This is a genomic window from Sphingomonas sp. (genome assembly GCF_039595165.1).
GTDB lineage: Bacteria > Pseudomonadota > Alphaproteobacteria > Sphingomonadales > Sphingomonadaceae > Sphingomonas.
The window spans coordinates 54,935-71,763 of the sequence record NZ_JBCNMA010000006.1 but is presented as its reverse complement, the minus strand read 5'-3'; the positions used below and the strand labels follow the sequence as shown (position 1 = coordinate 71,763).

The following is a 16,829-nucleotide window of genomic DNA, read 5'->3' as shown; positions in this document are numbered from 1 at the left end:
ACAGGTTCGCGCGGCGGGGGGGGGGGGGGCCGGCGGCACAAGTGCAGCAGGCGAATTCCAACATTGCAAGGGGAAGAACGGAGCCAGCATTGATCCGAGCGGTGCGCCCTACGCCACAAACACCCGCTTCGACGTGCAATTGTCCTCGACCAGGTCCCAGTCGATATCGATGCCCAGGCCCGGGCCCTCGGGCACGTGGATGTCGCCCTCTTCGTCCATCAGGTCGCGCAGGCTCTGCTTCATCGGCAGCTGGAAGGTGTCCTCGGGCACGAACAGCTCGAAATATTCGGAATTGCGCACCGCACAGGCGACGTGGATGTTGGCGACGTCCATCGGCCCCATCGTCGTGGTATGCAGCTCGCAGTTCATGCCGTGCGCTTCCGCCAAGTGGCAGACCTTGAGCGTGCCGGTGATGCCGCCCTTCCACGACACGTCGGCGCGAACCATGTCGAGCGCGTCGCACTTGATCGCCTGCGCCACGCCCCATGGGCCGCCGCGCGTGGTCTCGGTGCCGACGATCGGGATGTCCACAGCCGCGGCGAGCTTGGCATATTTGTCGAGCTCGTAATCGCGGAACGGCTCCTCGAACCAGTAATAGTTGAGCTGCTCCAGATGCCGCGCGACCTTGATCGCCTCGTGCAGCGAATATTCGGCGACCGGGTCAGTCATCAGCACCATCTCGGGCCCGACCGCGTCGCGCACCGCCTGGTGGATCTCCATGTCGAGCGCGCTCGGCCCACAGGGATGCACCTTGTACGCCTTGAACCCGCGCTCCTTGTAGGCGAGCGCCTCGCGCACATAGGCGTCGACGTCGGGCAGCCACAGGCTGGAGGCATAGACCGGCAGGCTGGTGCGGTAGCTGCCGAGATACCGGTGCAGCGGCAGCCCCGCGGTACGCGCCGCCGCGTCCCACAATGCCACGTCGATCGGGCCCGGCAGGAACACCGGGAAGAAAGCGCCGTGCCGGTCGATGTTCCAGAAATCCTGCCAGATGCGCTCGCGGTCATGGATCGAGCGGCCGAGGATCACCGGCGCGATGACGTCGGACAGATAGGCGTCGGTCACCGCCGCCGAGCGCGCCGCCCAGAAGGTCGCGATCCCCTCGATCCCGTCCGAGGTGGTGATGCGCCCGACGCCATAGGCCCAGGGCATCGGCGCGGCGCCTTCACGTTCCTCGTCGAACAGCCCCTTCGGCCGCTTGCACATCCAGGTCTCGAACTTCTCGATACGCATCGCGGCGCCTCTCCTCGCAATCCAAAGCTGTCTTACAGGATAGGCTGCGGCAGGGTCGCTGGCAAGCTCAAGCCACAGGTTCGCCCGCAACGATCGGCGCCAGGATCTTGATCAGCGCGTCATCGAAATGCTGCGCCATCGCGCCGGCCGCCGCCGCCGGATCGCGCGCCACCACCGCCGCCACGATATTCTCGTGCAGATCCTGCACGCGTTTCAGTTCCGGGCTTGCCGACCAGCGCTCGATCCCCTCCTGCATCGAGGCGGCGATCAGCTGGCGGAAAGCGTCGATCAGCAGCGTGTAGAGCGGGTTGCCGGTCGCACGCGCCAGCCGCGCGTGGAGCTGCAGGTCGAGCTCGGCATAGCGCGAGGCGTTGCCCAGCACGGTCGCCATCTCGCGCACGATTCCCTGGAGCTCGGCGGCGTCGGCATCGCTGCGACGCTCGGCGGCGAGCGCGACCATCGTGATCTCGATCCCGCGCCGCATCTCGAGGATGTTGCGCGTGTCGGCCTGGCCGGTCACCAGCGCGTTGCCGATCACACGCGACAGCATCTCGCCGTCGACCGGCACGATCGTCGCGCGCTTGCCCACCGCCATCTCGACCAGCCCCGTCGCGGCGAGCGTGCGCATCGCCTCGCGCACCACCGGGCGGCTGACACCCAGGGTCACGCTGATCGTGGTCTCGCTCGGCAGGCGCGCGCCCGGGCGCAGCCTTTCGTCGGCGACGTGGCGGTAAATGTAATCGATGACATGGTCGACGAGGCCGCTGGTCTTCGCGCCGCCGCCCGCCATTTCGTCCGACTTGGTTTCCAACCCGATTCCCCTGTGCTGCGCCGCCGCTTCGGCAGTCGCGCCATGCCCTTAACAAACACGCTTGCCTTCGCCATGCAAACCGCTAGTAACCTGTCATACAGGATTCAAGCGATCGAGCGCACTGTCAAGGCGCGCCGTTGAGGATGCGATGACGACCAAATTTGCTGAACCCGGCGAGGCGCCCGGCGCGTCCGCGCCGCCGCGGGGCCGCTATCGCTGGATCGTCTGTGCGCTGCTCTTCGCCTCGACCACCATCTGCTATATCGACCGCCAGATCTTCGGACTGCTCAAGCCGACGCTCGACGCGCAATTCGGCTGGTCCGAGACCGCCTATGGCGACATCATCGCCGCCTTCTCGCTGATGTACGCCTTCGGCTATCTGCTCGGCGGGCGGCTGATGGACCGGATCGGGGTGCGCGCGGGCCTCGGCATCGCGGTGTTCGGCTGGAGCCTCGCCGCGGCGGCGCATGGCCTCATGTCCACCGTGCTCGGCTTCAAGATCGCGCGCGGCGCGCTCGGCCTCGCCGAAGGGGGTAACTTCCCCGCCTCGATCAAGGCGGTGCGCGAGTGGTTCCCGCCGCAGGAACGCGCCTTCGCCACCGGCATCTTCAACGCGGGGAGCAATATCGGCGCGATCGTCACGCCGATCTCGCTGCCCTTCATTGTCGCCCTGGTCGGCTGGCGCGCGGCGTTCCTGATCGCGGGCACGCTCGGCCTGATCTGGCTCGTGCTGTGGCTGCGCTTCTACGAGCTGCCCGAGCGGCAGCGGCGCCTTTCCACCGAGGAGCTCGCTTACATCAGGCAGGGCGACGACACGCCGGCCGAACCGGTGAAATGGGTTTCGCTGCTGCGCTATCGCGGCACCTGGGCCTATGTCGTCGGCATGCTGATGACCAGCCCGGTGTGGTGGTTCTACCTCAACTGGGTGCCGGGCTTCCTCCACGACCGCTTCGGCATCGACATGATGGGCTCGATCGGACCGCTGGTGGCGATCTACCTGATCGCGGATGTCGGCAGCATCCTTGGTGGCTGGCTGTCGTCGCGGATGATCAAGAGCGGGATGCGCCCGGTGCCGGCGCGGCTCGCGACGATGCTGCTGATGGCGCTGTGCCCGATCCCCGTCGCCTTCATCGCCGGCGTCTCGAGCCTGTGGCCCGCCGTCATGCTGATCGCGCTCGCGGCGGCCGGGCATCAGGGCATGTCGGCGAACCTCTACACGCTGGCGTCGGACACCGTGCCGTCGCGCGGCGTGAGCTCGGTGATCGGCATCGGCGGCTTCGCGGCCGGCATCATGGGGATGTTCGTCGCGATGGCGGTCGGCCGCATCCTCGATGCCACCGGCGGCAACTATGCCGTGCTCTTCCTCGGCGCCGCGCTCGCCTATCCGCTCGCCGTGCTGGCGATGGCGCTGATCCTGCGCCGTCCGCGCACGCCCCAAATCACCCCGGAGCCATGATGACCGACACCGATATCTTCGACCTGTTCCGCGCCGAGCTGTACACGCCCGTGGTGGGCGACATCCTCGACACGCTGGGCTGCGTCCACCAGTTCCTCCCTCAGCCGATCCAGCCGATGCTGACCGAGATGAAGCTGATCGGCCGCGCGATGCCGGTGCTGATGATCGACGTCTATGGCCCGCAGGCGCGGCCGTTCGGCAAGCTCACCGAAGCGCTCGACCAGCTCGAGCCGGGCGACATCTACCTCGCCAGCGGCGGCGAGATGCGCTGCGCCTATTGGGGCGAGATCCTGACGGCGACCGCGCGCGCACGCGGCGCCAATGGCGCGGTGGTCAACGGCTTCCACCGCGACACGCCGCAGATCCTGTCGCAGGACTGGCCGGTGTTCAGCCGCGGCCGCTTCGCGCAGGATTCGAGCGTGCGCACGCAAGTTGTCGATTACCGCTGCCCGATCGAGGTGGGGCCGGTTACGGTGCAGCCGGGCGACCTGGTGTTCGGCGACCTCGACGGCGTGGTGGTCATTCCGCGCGCGCACGAGGCCGAGGTGATCGAGCGCGCGCTGGAGAAGGTGCGCGGCGAAAAGCTGGTGCGCCAGGAAATCGAGGCGGGCATGTCGAGCAGCCAGGCCTTCGCCAAATACGGGATATTGTGAGCCGCCGATGACGACCGCTTTCCGCATCCACCCCGATGACAATGTCGCGACGCTGCTCGGCGACGCCGACGACACGGTGACCGTCATCGGCGAAGGCGAGATCGCCCTCAACCAGGCGATCGCGCTGGGGCACAAGGTCGCGATGGCGGACATCGCCCAGGGGGACGCGGTGGTGAAGTTCGGCATCCCGATCGGCCGTGCCGGCGCCGCGATCCGTAGGGGCGACTGGGTGCATCTCCACAATTGCGCGAGCCGTTTCGACGAGCGCTCGGGCGCATTCGACGTCGTCACCGGCGCGGGCAAGGACATGGCGTATGACTGAGACTTTCGACCGCCAATGGACCGGCTGGCTGCGTCCGGACGGGCGCAAGGGCATCCGCAACCTCGTCCTCGTCATCTACACCGTGCAGTGCGCCGCGCATGTCGCGCACGCCATCGCCGCGGGCGAGGAGGACGTGCAGGTCATCGGCTTCCCGGGCTGCTACGACAACCAGTACGCCATCCGGCTGGTGCTGAGCCTAGCGCGGCATCCCAATGTCGGCGCGGTGCTCTCGGTCGGGCTCGGCTGCGAATATACCCAGCCGGCACGGATCGCCGAGGCGGTGGAGAAGAGCGGACGCCCGGCCGCGTCCTTCTTCATCCAGGATGCCGGCGGCACGCGCTCCTCGACCGAGAAGGGCAAGGCGATCGTGCGCGAGCTGCGCGACCGGATCCATCGCGAGACGCCGCGCGAACCGATGAGCTTTGGCGACCTCACGCTCGGCGCCGAATGCGGCGGATCGGACGGCACCAGCGGCCTCGTCGGCAATCCCGCGGTCGGGCGCCTGTTCGACCGCGTGGTGGATGCTGGCGGCTCGGCGATCGTCGAGGAGATCGTCGAGATGATCGGGCTCGAGGAGACGATCCTCGCCCGTGCCGTGGACGACCGCGCCCGCGCCGAGCTCGCCGCCGCTTATGCCAAGGCCGAGCGTTATTGCCGCGAGGTGCGGCAATATTCGGTCGCGCCGGGCAATTTCGCGGGCGGGCTGACCACGATCGAAGAGAAGAGCATGGGCGCCTTCGCCAAGAGCGGATCGCGCCCGATCCAGGGCGTGATCAAGGTCGGCGAGGCGCCGCCCTGGCCCGGCCTGTGGGTGATGGATTCGGTGCCCGACCCGCACTTCATGCAGTTCGGCTACACCAACCCCAACGACACCGAGGGGATCATGGACCTGATCTCGGGCGGCAGCCAGATCGTGCTGTTCGTCACCGGGCGCGGCAGCGTGATCGGATCGCCGATCGCGCCGCTGATCAAGGTCACCGGCAACAGCCGCACCTATGCGCGGATGCAGGAGGACATGGACTTCGACGCGGGGCGGGTGCTGGCGGGCGAGCTGACGCTCGACGCGGCCGCCGATGAGCTCGGCGCGATGGTCGCCGACGTCGCGAGCGGCCAACCAAGCAAGCCCGAGGCGCTCGGGCATCGGGAGTATTTCGTGATGTACAAGCACCAGGACACGCCGGAGCTGGACCGGGGGTGCCGCAGTGCAGCTTGATCCCGCACAGGCGTTCCGGCTCGACGGCGAAGTCGCGCTGATCACCGGCGGGGGCAGCGGCCTCGGCCTCGGCATGGCCAAGGCGATGCATGCTGCGGGCGCCAAGGTGGTGCTGGTCGGCCGCCGCCCCGACATGGTCGAGGCGGCCGCGGCCGAGCTCGGCGACGGCGCATTCTGGGAAGCCGCCGACGTCACCGCGTTCGACACGATGCCGGCGATGCTCGAGCGGGTTCGGGCGAAGGCCGGCGAGATCACGATCCTCGCCAACAATGCCGGGCACAATTTCAAGAAGCTGGCGGTCGACACCAGCGTCGAGGACTTCGCCGGCATGCTCGACACGCATGTCCTTGCCGCGCACAACCTGACCCGGCTGGCGCTGCCCGCCATGCTCGCGGCGCAGCACGGCAGCATCCTGTTCACCGCGTCGATGACCTCGCTGCTCGGCATGCCGCAGGTGATCGCCTATTCCGCGGCCAAGTCGGCCTATGTCGGCATGGTCCGCGCGCTGGCGACCGAGGTTTCGGGCCAGGGTGTGCGCGTCAACGCGATCGCCCCGGGCTGGATCGAATCGCCGATGCTGCGGAAAGCGCTCGACGGCGATCCGGCGCGCTCGAACCGCATCCTCCAGCGCACCCCGATGGGCCGCTTCGGCGAGGCCGAGGATATCGGGCTGGCCGCGGTCTATCTCTGCTCCCCCGCCGCGCGCTTCGTCACCGGCGTCCTGCTGCCCGTCGACGGCGGCGCTTCCCAAGGGTTCTGATCCGCAATGACCGACTCGATGCCGCTCTCGCTGCACCCCGACCGCCTGTTCCCCGCCGATCCCGAGACCCGCGCGATCGCGCGCGAGCTCTACGCTTCGGTCAAGGACCTGCCGATCGTCAGCCCGCACGGCCATACCGACCCGTCCTGGTTCGCGAGCGACGAACCCTTCGCCAACCCGGCGGCGCTGTTCATCATCCCCGATCACTACATCTTCCGCATGCTCTACTCGCAGGGCGTGCCGCTGGAAGAGCTGGGCGTGCCGCGGATCGACGGCGGCTGGACCGAGAGCGACCCGCGCAAGATCTGGCGCCGCTTCGCCGAGCATTTCCACCTGCTGCGCGGCACGCCGAGCCGGATGTGGCTCGACCATGCGTTCCACGCGATCCTCGGCATCACCGAGCGGCTCTCGCCCGCCAATGCCGACCGCATCTACGACCAGATCGACGCCAAGCTGAAGACCGACGCATTCCGCCCGCGCGCGCTGTTCGAGCGGTTCGGGATCGAGCTGCTCGCGACCACCGAGGACCCGCTCGACGACCTCCGCCACCACCGTGCGATCGCGGCGAGCGGCTGGAGCGGCCGCGTCGTCACCGCCTTCCGCCCCGACAACGTCACCGATCCCGACCATCCGCGTTTCCGCGAGGCGCTGCCCGAACTGGGCCGGATCACCGGCGAGGATGTCGGCACCTGGGACGGCTATCTCGCCGCGTTGCGCGATCGCCGCCGCTACTTCATCGAGCATGGCGGCTGCACCTCGACCGACCATGGCCACCCGACCGCGCATACCGAGAATCTCCCCCGGGAAGAGGCAGCCGCGCTGTTCGGCCGCATCGTCCGCGGCGAGGGCGACGCCCATGACGCCGAGCGCTTCCGCGGGCAGATGCTGACCGAGATGGCGCGGATGAGCCTGGACGACGGCCTCGTCATGCAGATCCATCCCGGCGCGCTGCGCAGCCAGAACCCGGCGGTGACCGACGTGTTCGGCGAGGCCAAGGGCGACGACTGGCCGTCGCGTACCGAATATGTGAATGCCCTCAAGCCCTTGCTCAACGCCTATGGCAATGAGCGCGACCTGACGATCATCCTGTTCACGCTCGACGAGAGCAATTACGCGCGCGAGATCGCGCCGCTCGCCGGCCATTATCCGGCGCTGCGCATCGGCCCGGCATGGTGGTTCCACGACAGTCCCGAGGGCATGCGCCGCTTCCGCGAGCAGGTGACCGAGACCGGCGGCTTCTACAACACCGTGGGCTTCAACGACGACACCCGGGCCTTCCTGTCGATCCCGTCGCGGCACGACATGAGCCGGCGGGTGGACTGTTCGTTCCTCGCGCGGCTGGTGGCGGAGCACCGGCTGGAGAAGGACGAGGCGTTCGCGGTCGCGCAGGACCTGGCGTACAATCTGGTGCGGCAGGCGTACCGGCTTTGAGCGGTATCCGGATACCGGAAGGTCACAAGAGTCACACTGCTACGCGTGCGCGGGGGAGTGGGGTCCGACCCGGGTTGACGATGAGAAAGAGCCGCGTGAGGCTCGCAACTGAATTCCAACATTGCAAGCTGTCGTCACCCCGGGCTTGACCCGGGGCCGGGCTTCTTCCGGCGGATAAAAGGCAGCCCTGCCCCGGCTCAAGGCCGGGGTGACGAGTTGAGTTAGCGACGGCGTTAGGTCAGGTGACGATCTCGCCCGGCGCGCCGTTCACGCGGACATTCTCCATTCGGATGTTGCGGGTGTGGCGGGCGATCAGCTTCTGGCGCTCGCCGGGGTCGGTCAAGCGCACGTCGATGTCCTTGAGCAGGAAATCCGAGATCGCCGTGGTCGGGTTGCCCGAGATGTTGCCGAACCGGCGCGTGGTGCCGGTCACGTCCTCGATCACGACGTCGCGGATGATCGCACCGGGCATGCGCGGCTCGACCTTGGTGCCGTGCACCAGGCGGGCGTTGACGATCAGCCCGACCGCGGGATCGTCGGCGCCGAAATTGGGCTTGCCATAGCCGTAGAAGACCTCGCCATTGTGCCAGCTGGGACCGTAAGGCGTCGGCGCCTCGGCGAGGCGTACGCCCTTCACGCGGAGCTTCTCATAGACCTGCCCCGGCGTGTCGGGGCGCACCTTGAAGCGGATCGTCGGGATGTCGCCGACATTGGTGATCCGGTCGACCCGCACGTCGCGCACGATCGTCGCGTTGCTGCCATAGGTGACGCAGCCCAGGCCGTGGACGAACACGCAGTCATGGATGTGGATGCGCTCGACCGGCGGCGCTTCCTTGTACGCCGCGGCGCCCGGCCCCTGCGTGCCCTTGAGCGCAATGCAATCGTCGTCGACCGAGAAGCGGCAGCGGCGCACGACGATGTCCTGGCAGCTGTCGAGGTCGATCGCATCCGAGCTCGGCGCGCGGATCTCGTGCGGCACCTCGAAGCTGCAATCCTCGATCACCGAGCGGCGGCAGCGATACATGTGCAGGTTCCAGAAGGCGGCGTCCTTGAACGTGACGCCGCTGACCAGCACGTCGTCGCAATCCTCGATCGAACAGAGCTGGGGGAAATGATACTGGACCTTGACCCCCTGCACGCTCTCGTCGGGCGCGCTGAAGAACATCCGCCAGAACGGGTCGCCGCCGCCGTCGATCGTGCCGGGGCCGACGATGCGCAGGCCGTGATTGTGCTGCGCGTTGATGAGGCCGAGACGCAGCGCCTCCGGAAACGCCTCGACGAAGCGGCGCAGGACCAGCGGATAGTCCGAAAGGTTGGGCGAGCCGCGCAGCACCGCGCCCTTGCGAAGCTCCAGCCCGACGCCGGGCTTGAGCCAGATCGAGCCGCTGACGAACACGCCGGCGGGGACCGCGATCATCCCGCCGCCGGCCCGGGCGCAGGCGTCGATCGCCCGCTGGATCGCCTTGGTGTTGAGCGTCCTGCCGTCGCCGATCGCGCCATAGGTGCGGATATCGACGACGCGTTGGCGGGCGAGCGCGGGACAAGCGGGCAAAGCGAGCAGCCCCAGCGTCGTCCCATGCGCCAGAAAGTCCCGACGTGTTCCCATTCTTGCACCCCTCTCCCGATCGATTTTGCTGGATTCAGCTTCGCAGGTCATGTGATTCATCACTTGTCATACAGGTATATCTGTCTTACAGGTTTGACGTCAAGCAAGCCAAAGGCTGCTGTACGGGGAGGTTGAAATGGCAAAATTTCGGAATCGCGGATTGAATCTGTCGGTCGTCGCATTGGCGGTCGGCCTGTCATGGGTCGCGCCGGCCGCGGCGCAAGACGCGCCTGCGCCTGCTGCGGAGACCAGCGACGACGGCACGGAAGTCACGGTCACCGGCTTCCGCAAATCGCTCAGCGACTCGCTCCTCGCCAAGCGCAGCGAAACCGGCGTCGTCGATACGATCACGGCCGAAGACGTCGGCAAATTCCCCGATTCGAACCTGGCCGAGTCGATGCAGCGCCTGCCCGGCGTCGCGATCACGCGCGGCGACGGTGGCGAAGGCAAGACGATCTCGGTCCGCGGCCTCGGCGCGCAGTTCACGCGCGTGCGGCTCAACGGCATGGAAGGCGCCAGCTCGGCCGGCTCGTCCGATATCCGTTCGGGCTATGTCTCCTCGCGCTCGTTCGACTTCAGCACCTTTGCCTCGGAGCTGTTCAGCGAACTGACCGTTCGCAAGACCAGTTCGGCCGATGTCGAGGAAGGCTCCCTCGGCGCGACCGTCGACCTGCAGACGCCGCGCCCCCTCTCCTATTCCCAGGACTTCACGCTCGCGGTCAGTGCGCAGGGTACCTATGACGACCTGCGCGGCAAGGTCAGCCCGCGTGTGACCGGGCTCATCTCGAAGAAGTTCCTCGACGACACCTTCGGCATCGCCGCCTCGGTCGCTTGGACCAAGCGCCACACCCGCGAAGAGGGCTGGTCGGCGGTCGACGTCATCCAGGGCCGTCTCAACCGCTTCTGCTCGCCGGTCGGCTATGCGCCACAAAGCCCCGGTAACAGCGCGACGAACGGCACGACCGCAGCGAACTGCTCGACCGGTAATCCGCGTCTGCCCAACACGCCGACCAATGTCGCCAATTACGAACTGGTCGACAGCACCGGCACCTTCATCCCGCGCAGCCCGCGCCTGATCCGTTCGGACCAGGACTATACCCGCTTCGGGGCGACGCTGACGCTGGAAGCACGGCCGAGCGACAACACCCGGTTCGCGCTCGACGGGCTGTTCTCGCGCTACGACGTGACACGCAGCGACCAGACGATCACCGCGCTCTCCTTCTCGCGCAACGCCGGCCAGCATGGCAGCGCCGAAACCTCGGTGCTGGAGGCCGTGCGAGATCCCAACGGGACGTTGCTCTACGGCAGGTTCAACGGCGTCGATATCACCAACGACCTGACTTACAGCAAATACACGACCACGTTCGGCCAGATCAACCTGAGCGGCTCGCACGATTTCGGCGGGTTCCGGCTCGACGGCTACATCGGCATGTCGCGCACCATCTACGACAAGCCGGTGCGCACGCAGATCGCGACTTTTGCGAACAACATTAATGGCTTCTCGTTCGATTTCCGGGGTGACCGGCGCTTCCCGACGATCGACTGGGGTATCGACGTCAACAACCCGTCCAACTTCGTGTTCGGCCCACCGTCCGCCGATGCCACGGTGAACGGCACGCTCGCCATGCAACGCAGCCGCGACGAGTCCAACAACCTCAACGCTGAGCTCAACGGCTCGCTCGATCTGACGCAGGAGGTCAAGCTGCGTATCGGCGGGTCGTACCGCCAGTCGGATTACGAGCGCTGGAGCCGCGACCGCGTGACGCAGAATCTCGCGCCGACCGCGACCGTGCCGATTTCGCAGCTGACCACGCCGATCGGCGATTTCGGCAAGTCGCTGCCGGTCTCGACCATCAGCAGCTGGGCGGCGCCGGACTATGCCAAGTTCCAGTCGGTCTTCAACTTCGAGAGCCAGACCGGCGCTTATGCGCTGAACCCCCCGCAATTGGGGTCGCTCAAGGAGACGGTGAAGGGCGGCTATGCCATGCTCGATTTCAATGGCGATGCCTTCACGGTACCGCTGCGCGGCAATCTGGGCGTCCGCTATGTCCACACCACGCAGGTCGGCTTCGGCGCGATCAATGGCGTCCCGACCACGCTGACCCGCACCTATGAGGACTGGCTGCCATCGGCGACGCTGACATTCGACCTGTCCAGCAACCTGATCTTCCGCCTCGCCGCGGCAAAGGTGATGACACGGCCGGAACTGGGCGACCTGATCCCCGGCAACGTCTCGATCGCGCAGAACACGCGCACCGTCTCGGCCGGCAACTTCCTGCTCAACCCGATCCGCGCCAAGACCGCCGATGTCAGCCTGGAATATTATTTCGGCCGGAGCGGACTCATCGCGATCGGCGGGTTCTACAAGGACATCGACAGCTTCATCCAGACGCGCCAGAGCAACGTGCCGTTCATCGAGACCGGCCTCCCGCTCTCGCTGATCGCGGGCGTGGTCGGCGTCGATGCCAACACGGTCTTCACCTTCTCGACCAAGAACAACACGCCGGGCGGCACGCTCAAGGGGGTCGAAGTCAACGTCCAGTCGGGCTTCGACTTCCTGCCGGGGTTCCTCTCGAACTTCGGCGCGCTCGCGAACTTCACCTATGCCGACTCCAATATCTCGTATTGCGACAATGCGGCGTGCCTCAACCCGATCGAGGCGACGCTGGTGAACCTGTCGAAGTACACGGCGAACGGCACGATCTATTACGAGGACAGCAAGTTCAGCATCCGCGCCAGCGCGTCGTGGCGCGACAAGTTCCTGCTCCGCGTGCCGTCGGGCCGCGCGGGCAGCGACGTTCAGGGCAACATGGACGCCCTGTTCGTGGATGCGACCGCATCCTACCAGATCACGCCGCAGGTCCAGATCCGGCTCGAGGCGCAGAACCTGACCAACCAGGAGCTCGGCTTCTATCAGGATTCGGTCAGGCAGGACTCGCTCTACAGCACCTATAGCGGCCGCAAGTTCAGCGCGGGCGTCGCGGTCAAGTTCTGAGCCCGCGAATAGCGGGGGTAGCGGAAGGCCCGGCCTGGCGACAGGCCGGGCCTTTTCGTGTCAGTGGAACACGCGCCTGTCCGCGCAATGAAAAGCATTCCATTTCATCTTTCACCGCTCTAGGCTGACCTCCGACAAGCTCATGGGAGGGGTTATGGCGCGACCGGCGCTGGCGATCGTTGCACTCGTCACCAGCTATGCGGTGCTCGGCCTGCTGATGAACAGCGTGGGCACGGTGATCCTCCAGTCGATCGCGCATTACGGCGTGTCCAAGCCACAGGCCGCGACGCTCGAGGCGTGCAAGGACCTGTCGGTGGTGGCCGCCTCGTTCCTGTTCGCGGTGTCGCTGCCGCGCTTTGGCTTCCGCCGCGCGCAGATCGGGGTGATGCTGGCGATCGCGGCGGGTGCGCTGCTGATGCCGGTCGCCAACAGCTTCCTCGCGACGCAATTGTTCTTCGTGCTCACCGGCCTGTGCTTCGGCATCGCCAAGGTCGCGACCTATGCCTCGATCGGCTTGCTGCGCCCCGAGCGCGAGCGGCATGCCGGGCTGACCAGCCTGGTCGAGGGCGTGTTCATGGTCGGCATCCTCGCCGGCATCTGGATGTTCGGCTGGTTCATCGGCCGCGACCGCACCGGCGAGGACTGGCTCGACGTCTACCACGTGATCGCCGCGCTCGCCGCGGGATCGGCCTTGCTGTGGTGGCTCGCGCCGCTGGACGAGAGCCGCAACGTCGCGGCCGACGGCGCGCCCGCGGCGAGCCGGCGCGACATGCTCGCGCTCGCCATCCTGCCCTCGACCATCGCCTTCCTCGCCGCGATCTTCCTCTATGTGCTGGTCGAGCAGAGCATCGGCACGTGGTTGCCGACCTTCAACAACCAGGTGCTGCATCTGCCGAGCGCGATGAGCGTGCAGGCGTCGAGCATCTTCATCGCCGCGCTGGCGCTCGGCCGGGTCAGCGCGAGCTGGCTGGTGGCGAAGCTCGGCTGGCTGAGGCTGCTGCTGATCTGCCTCGCGGCGATGGCGGCCTTGGTGCTGCTGACCTTGCCGAGCACGCGCGGGCTGACCTTGCGGCCCGACGTGACCTGGTTCAGCGCGCCGCTCGCGGCGTACATCTTCCCGCTGATCGGGGTGTTCATGGCGCCGATCTACCCGATCGTGTCGTCGGTGGTGCTGAGCGCGCTGCCCCAGGCGAAGCACGCCGCGATGGTGGGGCTGATGGTGATCTTCTCGGCGCTCGGCGGCACGATCGGGTCGATGATCACGGGGATCGTGTTCGACCGCTTCTCGGGCCAGACCGCCTTCTACCTCGTGCTGGTGCCGATCGTGCTGATCGGGATCGCGCTGTGGCAGCTCGACCGGATCACGCGGCGTAGCGCGAGCCAGGCCGCCTAGGCGAGATAGTCGGCGATGCGGAACTCGGCGATCGTCGCGATGACATGGTCGGCATCGGGCAGCGCGGTGGGCTCACCGACGCCGAGCGCGGGCATGCCGGCGGCATGGATCGCGACGATCCCCGCCTGCGAATCCTCGACGCCGAGCGTGCGGGCGGGCGCAGCGCCGACCGCCGCGGCGGCGGCGAGGAAGATGTCGGGCGCGGGCTTGCCCGCCGCGACCGAGGCGGGATCGACGACCACGTCGAACAGCGCGTCGATCTCCATCCGCGCGAGCAGCAACGGCGCATTGCGGCTGGCCGAGGCGAGCGCGACCTTGAGGCCGGCGGCGCGGCATTCCTCGACCGCTTCGCGCGCGCCGGGGAAGAGGTCGGCGGGACCGAAATGCGCGATCTCTTCGAGATACCAGTCGTTCTTGCGCGCCGCGAGGTCGGCGCGCCGAGCGTCGTCATAGCCGGGCCGGTCGCCCAGGATCAGTGCCAGGCTGCCCATCCGGTCGACGCCCTTGAGCGCCTCGTTCGCGGCCTCGTCGAACGGAATGGCGAGGCTGTCGGCGAGCCGCTTCCACGCGCGATAATGCGCACGCGCGGTGTCGGTCAGCACACCGTCGAGGTCGAACGCCACCGCATCGAGCGGACGGGGAAAGACGCTCATGCGAGCGGCCCGGTCCAGCTCTGGCCCGCGGCGATGCGGACCTCGGCGTCGCCATGGCGGAAAGCGAGCGGCGCGCCCGACGCGAGGCGGTAATGCGCACCGTCGCGGTTGACTTCGACGCGCAGCTCGCTGCCGCGCCAGCTGAGGCCGAAGCGATAGCCCTGCCAGGCGTCGGGCAGGGTCGGACGGAAGCCGAAGCCGCTCTCGGCCGGACGGAAACCCGCGAAACCCCACACCAGCGCCAGCCAGGATCCGGCGAGCGAAGCCATGTGCACGCCATGGCTGGTGTTGCCGTGCTGATCCTCGACATCGACGAAGCTCGTCGCCTGGAAGAAGCGGAGCGCCTGGTCGGAATAGCCGATCTCGCTCGCCAGGATCGCGAAGGTCGAGGCCGACAGCGTCGAATCATGCGTGGTGAGCGGCTCGTAATAGTCGAAGGCGCGGCGCTTGCGCTCGAGCGGCACGTCCTCGCCGCCGAGCACCATGCCGAGGATCAGGTCGGCCTGCTTGCTCACCTGATGCCGGTAGAGCGTCATCGGGTGGTAGTGGAGCAGCAGCGGGAACCGCTCGCGCGGCGTGCCGGCGACGTCCCAGCGCGGCTTGCCGAGGAAGCTCGCATCCTGCGCATCGATGCCCAGGTTCGCGTCGAACGGGAGGTGCATCGCATCGGCGGCGGCGGCGAAGGCGGTGAGCTCGTCCTCGCCCAGGCCGACCCTGGCGGCGAGCTCAGCCCAGGCCTCGGGCGCGCCGCTCGCGATCCGGCCGGCGACCTCGCACGCCAGCCGCAGATGCTTCTGCGCCATGCGGTTGGTGTACCAATTGTCGTCGATCAGCGTGGTGTATTCGTCGGGCCCGGTGACGCCGTGGAGATGGAAGCGCCCTTCGCGCCAGTCGCCGAGCGCGAGCCACAGCCGCGCGGTCTCGACCAGCATCTCGGCGCCCATTTCGGCGAGGAAGGCTTCGTCGCCGGTCGCATCGGCATAGAGGCCGATCGCGAAGGCGATGGCGGCGTTGATGTGGTACTGCGCGGAGCCGCTCGGATAGTGCGCCGAGCATTCGCGCCCGCCGATCGTGCGCCAGGCGTAGAGCGCGCCAGCTTCATGGTTGAGCGCGCGCGCATTGGCCTTGGCCGCGTCGAGCGTGCGATAGCGATAGACGAGCATCGCGCGCGCCACCTCGGGTGCGAGGACCGCCAGCACCGGGAGCATGAACGCCTCGGTGTCCCAGAAATAATGACCCTCATAGCCCTCGCCGGTGAGGCCCTTGGCCGCCGCGGTCGAATCGCCGTCGCGCCCGGCCGAGCAGTACAGATGATAGAGGTTGAGGCGAAGCGCCGCGGTGGTGCGCGCATCGCCATCGATGGTGATGTCGGCGCGGTCCCAGAAGGCGGCGAAGGCGGTGCGCTGCGTTTCGAGCGCGGCGTCGAAGCCGGCGGCGAGGTGCGCGTCGGCGAGCTGCGCCGCCTGCGTGGCGAGCGTGGCGGACTCGGCCTTGCCCACGGCGAAGCCGGTGACGGCGAAGGTCGCTTCCCCATCGCCGCGCACCCGCTGCGTCGCGGCGACGCCGATCCCGCTGCCTTGGAGCCGCTCGATCACCTGGTCTTCGTCAGCCTGCTCGGTGACGAAGCCGCCCGAGCCGAGATTGACGCCGATCCGCGGATCGTCGGACTGGCCCTCGGGCCGCGGCGCGGCGGCCAGGTAAGGCTCGAGCGTGACTCGCGCGCCGCCCGCGTCGGCGCGCAGGCGGCGCAGCAGCACAGGGCTGCCGTCGATCGGGACAAGCCGCTCGGCGACGATCTCGAGCGATCGCCCGCCGGCGAGCGTCCAGCGCGTGCGCCGCGTGAGCAGGCCGCTGCGCAGGTCGAGCGTGCGCAGAGTCTCCACGATCCGCGCCGCGGCGAAATCGACCTCGGTGCCGTCGACCAGCACGCGCAGCCCGAGCGGCTCGGCGACCGGCACCCGCGAGTCCGACTGTTCGGCAAAGCCGCTCAGCCGCTCGTGATAATGGATCGGCGTGGTCTCATAGGCCTGCGCCAGGAAGGTGGTCGCCCGCGCGCGCTCCTCGATCGCGCCGCGCACGCCGAGCGCGCCGTTGGACAGCGCGAGCAACGTCGCGGCCCAGCCCTCGCATGCCGGATCGTCGCCCGCGATTCCGACGGTCCAGCCGTCATTCCCGAATTGCAGGGCTTCGCCCCGATGGTTGCGATGGGCCCCCAACGGCCGGCTCCTCTCCAGTTCGGAGTCGGGGATAACGGACCTTTGATATCGATTTCAAGAGCGGATGCGCGAGGGTACCCAAATGTT

At 67.7% G+C, this 16,829-nt stretch carries 13 protein-coding genes; 8 read left to right on the top strand and 5 right to left on the bottom strand.

The genetic code is table 11. From position 1 onward, the window contains the following. Positions 1-108: 108 nt before the first annotated feature. Together ABDV68_RS02090 and ABDV68_RS02085 are read right to left on the bottom strand one after the other, a co-directional pair. Positions 109-1,233, bottom strand: a complete 1,125-nt coding sequence (locus tag ABDV68_RS02090; protein ID WP_343517989.1) for an enolase C-terminal domain-like protein — start codon at positions 1,231-1,233, stop codon at positions 109-111. Between the two features lie 67 nt (positions 1,234-1,300). Further along, positions 1,301-2,044, bottom strand: coding sequence for a FadR/GntR family transcriptional regulator (locus ABDV68_RS02085; protein WP_343517988.1), 744 nt, complete (start codon positions 2,042-2,044; stop codon positions 1,301-1,303). A gap of 148 nt (positions 2,045-2,192) precedes the next feature. Here ABDV68_RS02085 and ABDV68_RS02080 point away from each other — a divergent pair, with 148 nt between their 5' ends. The 6 genes from ABDV68_RS02080 to uxaC are packed head-to-tail and all read left to right on the top strand — an operon-like array spanning position 2,193 to position 7,879. Continuing rightward, entirely contained in the window at positions 2,193-3,500 is a 1,308-nt protein-coding gene (locus ABDV68_RS02080) for an MFS transporter (RefSeq protein WP_343517987.1), read from the top strand. Further along, positions 3,500-4,153, top strand: a complete 654-nt coding sequence (locus ABDV68_RS02075; protein ID WP_343517986.1) for an RraA family protein — start codon at positions 3,500-3,502, stop codon at positions 4,151-4,153. The genes ABDV68_RS02080 and ABDV68_RS02075 overlap by 1 nt, the downstream gene beginning before the upstream one ends. Positions 4,154-4,160: 7 nt before the next feature. Then, positions 4,161-4,475 (top strand): UxaA family hydrolase, encoded by a 315-nt coding sequence (locus ABDV68_RS02070; RefSeq protein WP_343517985.1) that lies wholly within the window; start codon positions 4,161-4,163, stop codon positions 4,473-4,475. Then, complete coding sequence (locus tag ABDV68_RS02065; RefSeq protein ID WP_343517984.1) at positions 4,468-5,688, top strand: UxaA family hydrolase; 1,221 nt, start codon at positions 4,468-4,470, stop codon at positions 5,686-5,688. Before ABDV68_RS02070 ends, ABDV68_RS02065 begins: the two co-directional genes overlap by 8 nt. Continuing rightward, positions 5,678-6,448, top strand: coding sequence for an SDR family oxidoreductase (locus ABDV68_RS02060; RefSeq protein WP_343517983.1), 771 nt, complete (start codon positions 5,678-5,680; stop codon positions 6,446-6,448). Before ABDV68_RS02065 ends, ABDV68_RS02060 begins: the two co-directional genes overlap by 11 nt. A gap of 6 nt (positions 6,449-6,454) precedes the next feature. Beyond that, the gene (uxaC, locus tag ABDV68_RS02055; protein ID WP_343517982.1) at positions 6,455-7,879 is read left to right on the top strand and encodes a glucuronate isomerase; all 1,425 of its coding nucleotides are present in this window, start codon (positions 6,455-6,457) and stop codon (positions 7,877-7,879) included. A 238-nt stretch (positions 7,880-8,117) separates the two neighbouring features. On the opposite strand, the gene ABDV68_RS02050 is transcribed toward uxaC, so the two are convergent. Beyond that, positions 8,118-9,485, bottom strand: a complete 1,368-nt coding sequence (locus ABDV68_RS02050) for a glycosyl hydrolase family 28 protein (protein WP_343517981.1) — start codon at positions 9,483-9,485, stop codon at positions 8,118-8,120. A gap of 136 nt (positions 9,486-9,621) precedes the next feature. Here ABDV68_RS02050 and ABDV68_RS02045 point away from each other — a divergent pair, with 136 nt between their 5' ends. Both ABDV68_RS02045 and ABDV68_RS02040 read left to right on the top strand, forming a co-directional pair. Next, positions 9,622-12,480: a TonB-dependent receptor gene (locus ABDV68_RS02045; protein WP_343517980.1), complete on the top strand. Its 2,859-nt coding sequence runs from the start codon at positions 9,622-9,624 to the stop codon at positions 12,478-12,480. A gap of 154 nt (positions 12,481-12,634) precedes the next feature. Beyond that, positions 12,635-13,873 carry an MFS transporter gene (locus ABDV68_RS02040; RefSeq protein ID WP_343517979.1) on the top strand — a complete coding sequence of 413 codons (1,239 nt, stop codon included), beginning with the start codon at positions 12,635-12,637 and terminating at the stop codon, positions 13,871-13,873. Here the strand turns inward: ABDV68_RS02040 and pgmB are convergent. Continuing rightward, a complete protein-coding gene (pgmB, locus tag ABDV68_RS02035) occupies positions 13,870-14,526 on the bottom strand; it encodes a beta-phosphoglucomutase (RefSeq protein ID WP_343517978.1) in 657 nt (218 codons plus the stop codon). The genes ABDV68_RS02040 and pgmB overlap by 4 nt on opposite strands. Next, positions 14,523-16,742, bottom strand: a complete 2,220-nt coding sequence (locus ABDV68_RS02030) for a glycosyl hydrolase family 65 protein (RefSeq protein WP_343517977.1) — start codon at positions 16,740-16,742, stop codon at positions 14,523-14,525. The genes pgmB and ABDV68_RS02030 overlap by 4 nt, the downstream gene beginning before the upstream one ends. Positions 16,743-16,829 lie beyond the last annotated feature (87 nt).

Coding starts and splice junctions, on each gene's coding strand:
- pgmB (WP_343517978.1), bottom strand. CDS start 14,526: ATGAGCGTCTTTCCCCGTCCGCTCGATGCGGTGGCGTTCGACCTCGAC.
- ABDV68_RS02070 (WP_343517985.1), top strand. CDS start 4,161: ATGACGACCGCTTTCCGCATCCACCCCGATGACAATGTCGCGACGCTG.
- ABDV68_RS02090 (WP_343517989.1), bottom strand. CDS start 1,233: ATGCGTATCGAGAAGTTCGAGACCTGGATGTGCAAGCGGCCGAAGGGG.
- ABDV68_RS02050 (WP_343517981.1), bottom strand. CDS start 9,485: ATGGGAACACGTCGGGACTTTCTGGCGCATGGGACGACGCTGGGGCTG.
- ABDV68_RS02045 (WP_343517980.1), top strand. CDS start 9,622: ATGGCAAAATTTCGGAATCGCGGATTGAATCTGTCGGTCGTCGCATTG.
- ABDV68_RS02075 (WP_343517986.1), top strand. CDS start 3,500: ATGACCGACACCGATATCTTCGACCTGTTCCGCGCCGAGCTGTACACG.
- ABDV68_RS02040 (WP_343517979.1), top strand. CDS start 12,635: ATGGCGCGACCGGCGCTGGCGATCGTTGCACTCGTCACCAGCTATGCG.
- uxaC (WP_343517982.1), top strand. CDS start 6,455: ATGACCGACTCGATGCCGCTCTCGCTGCACCCCGACCGCCTGTTCCCC.
- ABDV68_RS02080 (WP_343517987.1), top strand. CDS start 2,193: ATGACGACCAAATTTGCTGAACCCGGCGAGGCGCCCGGCGCGTCCGCG.
- ABDV68_RS02065 (WP_343517984.1), top strand. CDS start 4,468: ATGACTGAGACTTTCGACCGCCAATGGACCGGCTGGCTGCGTCCGGAC.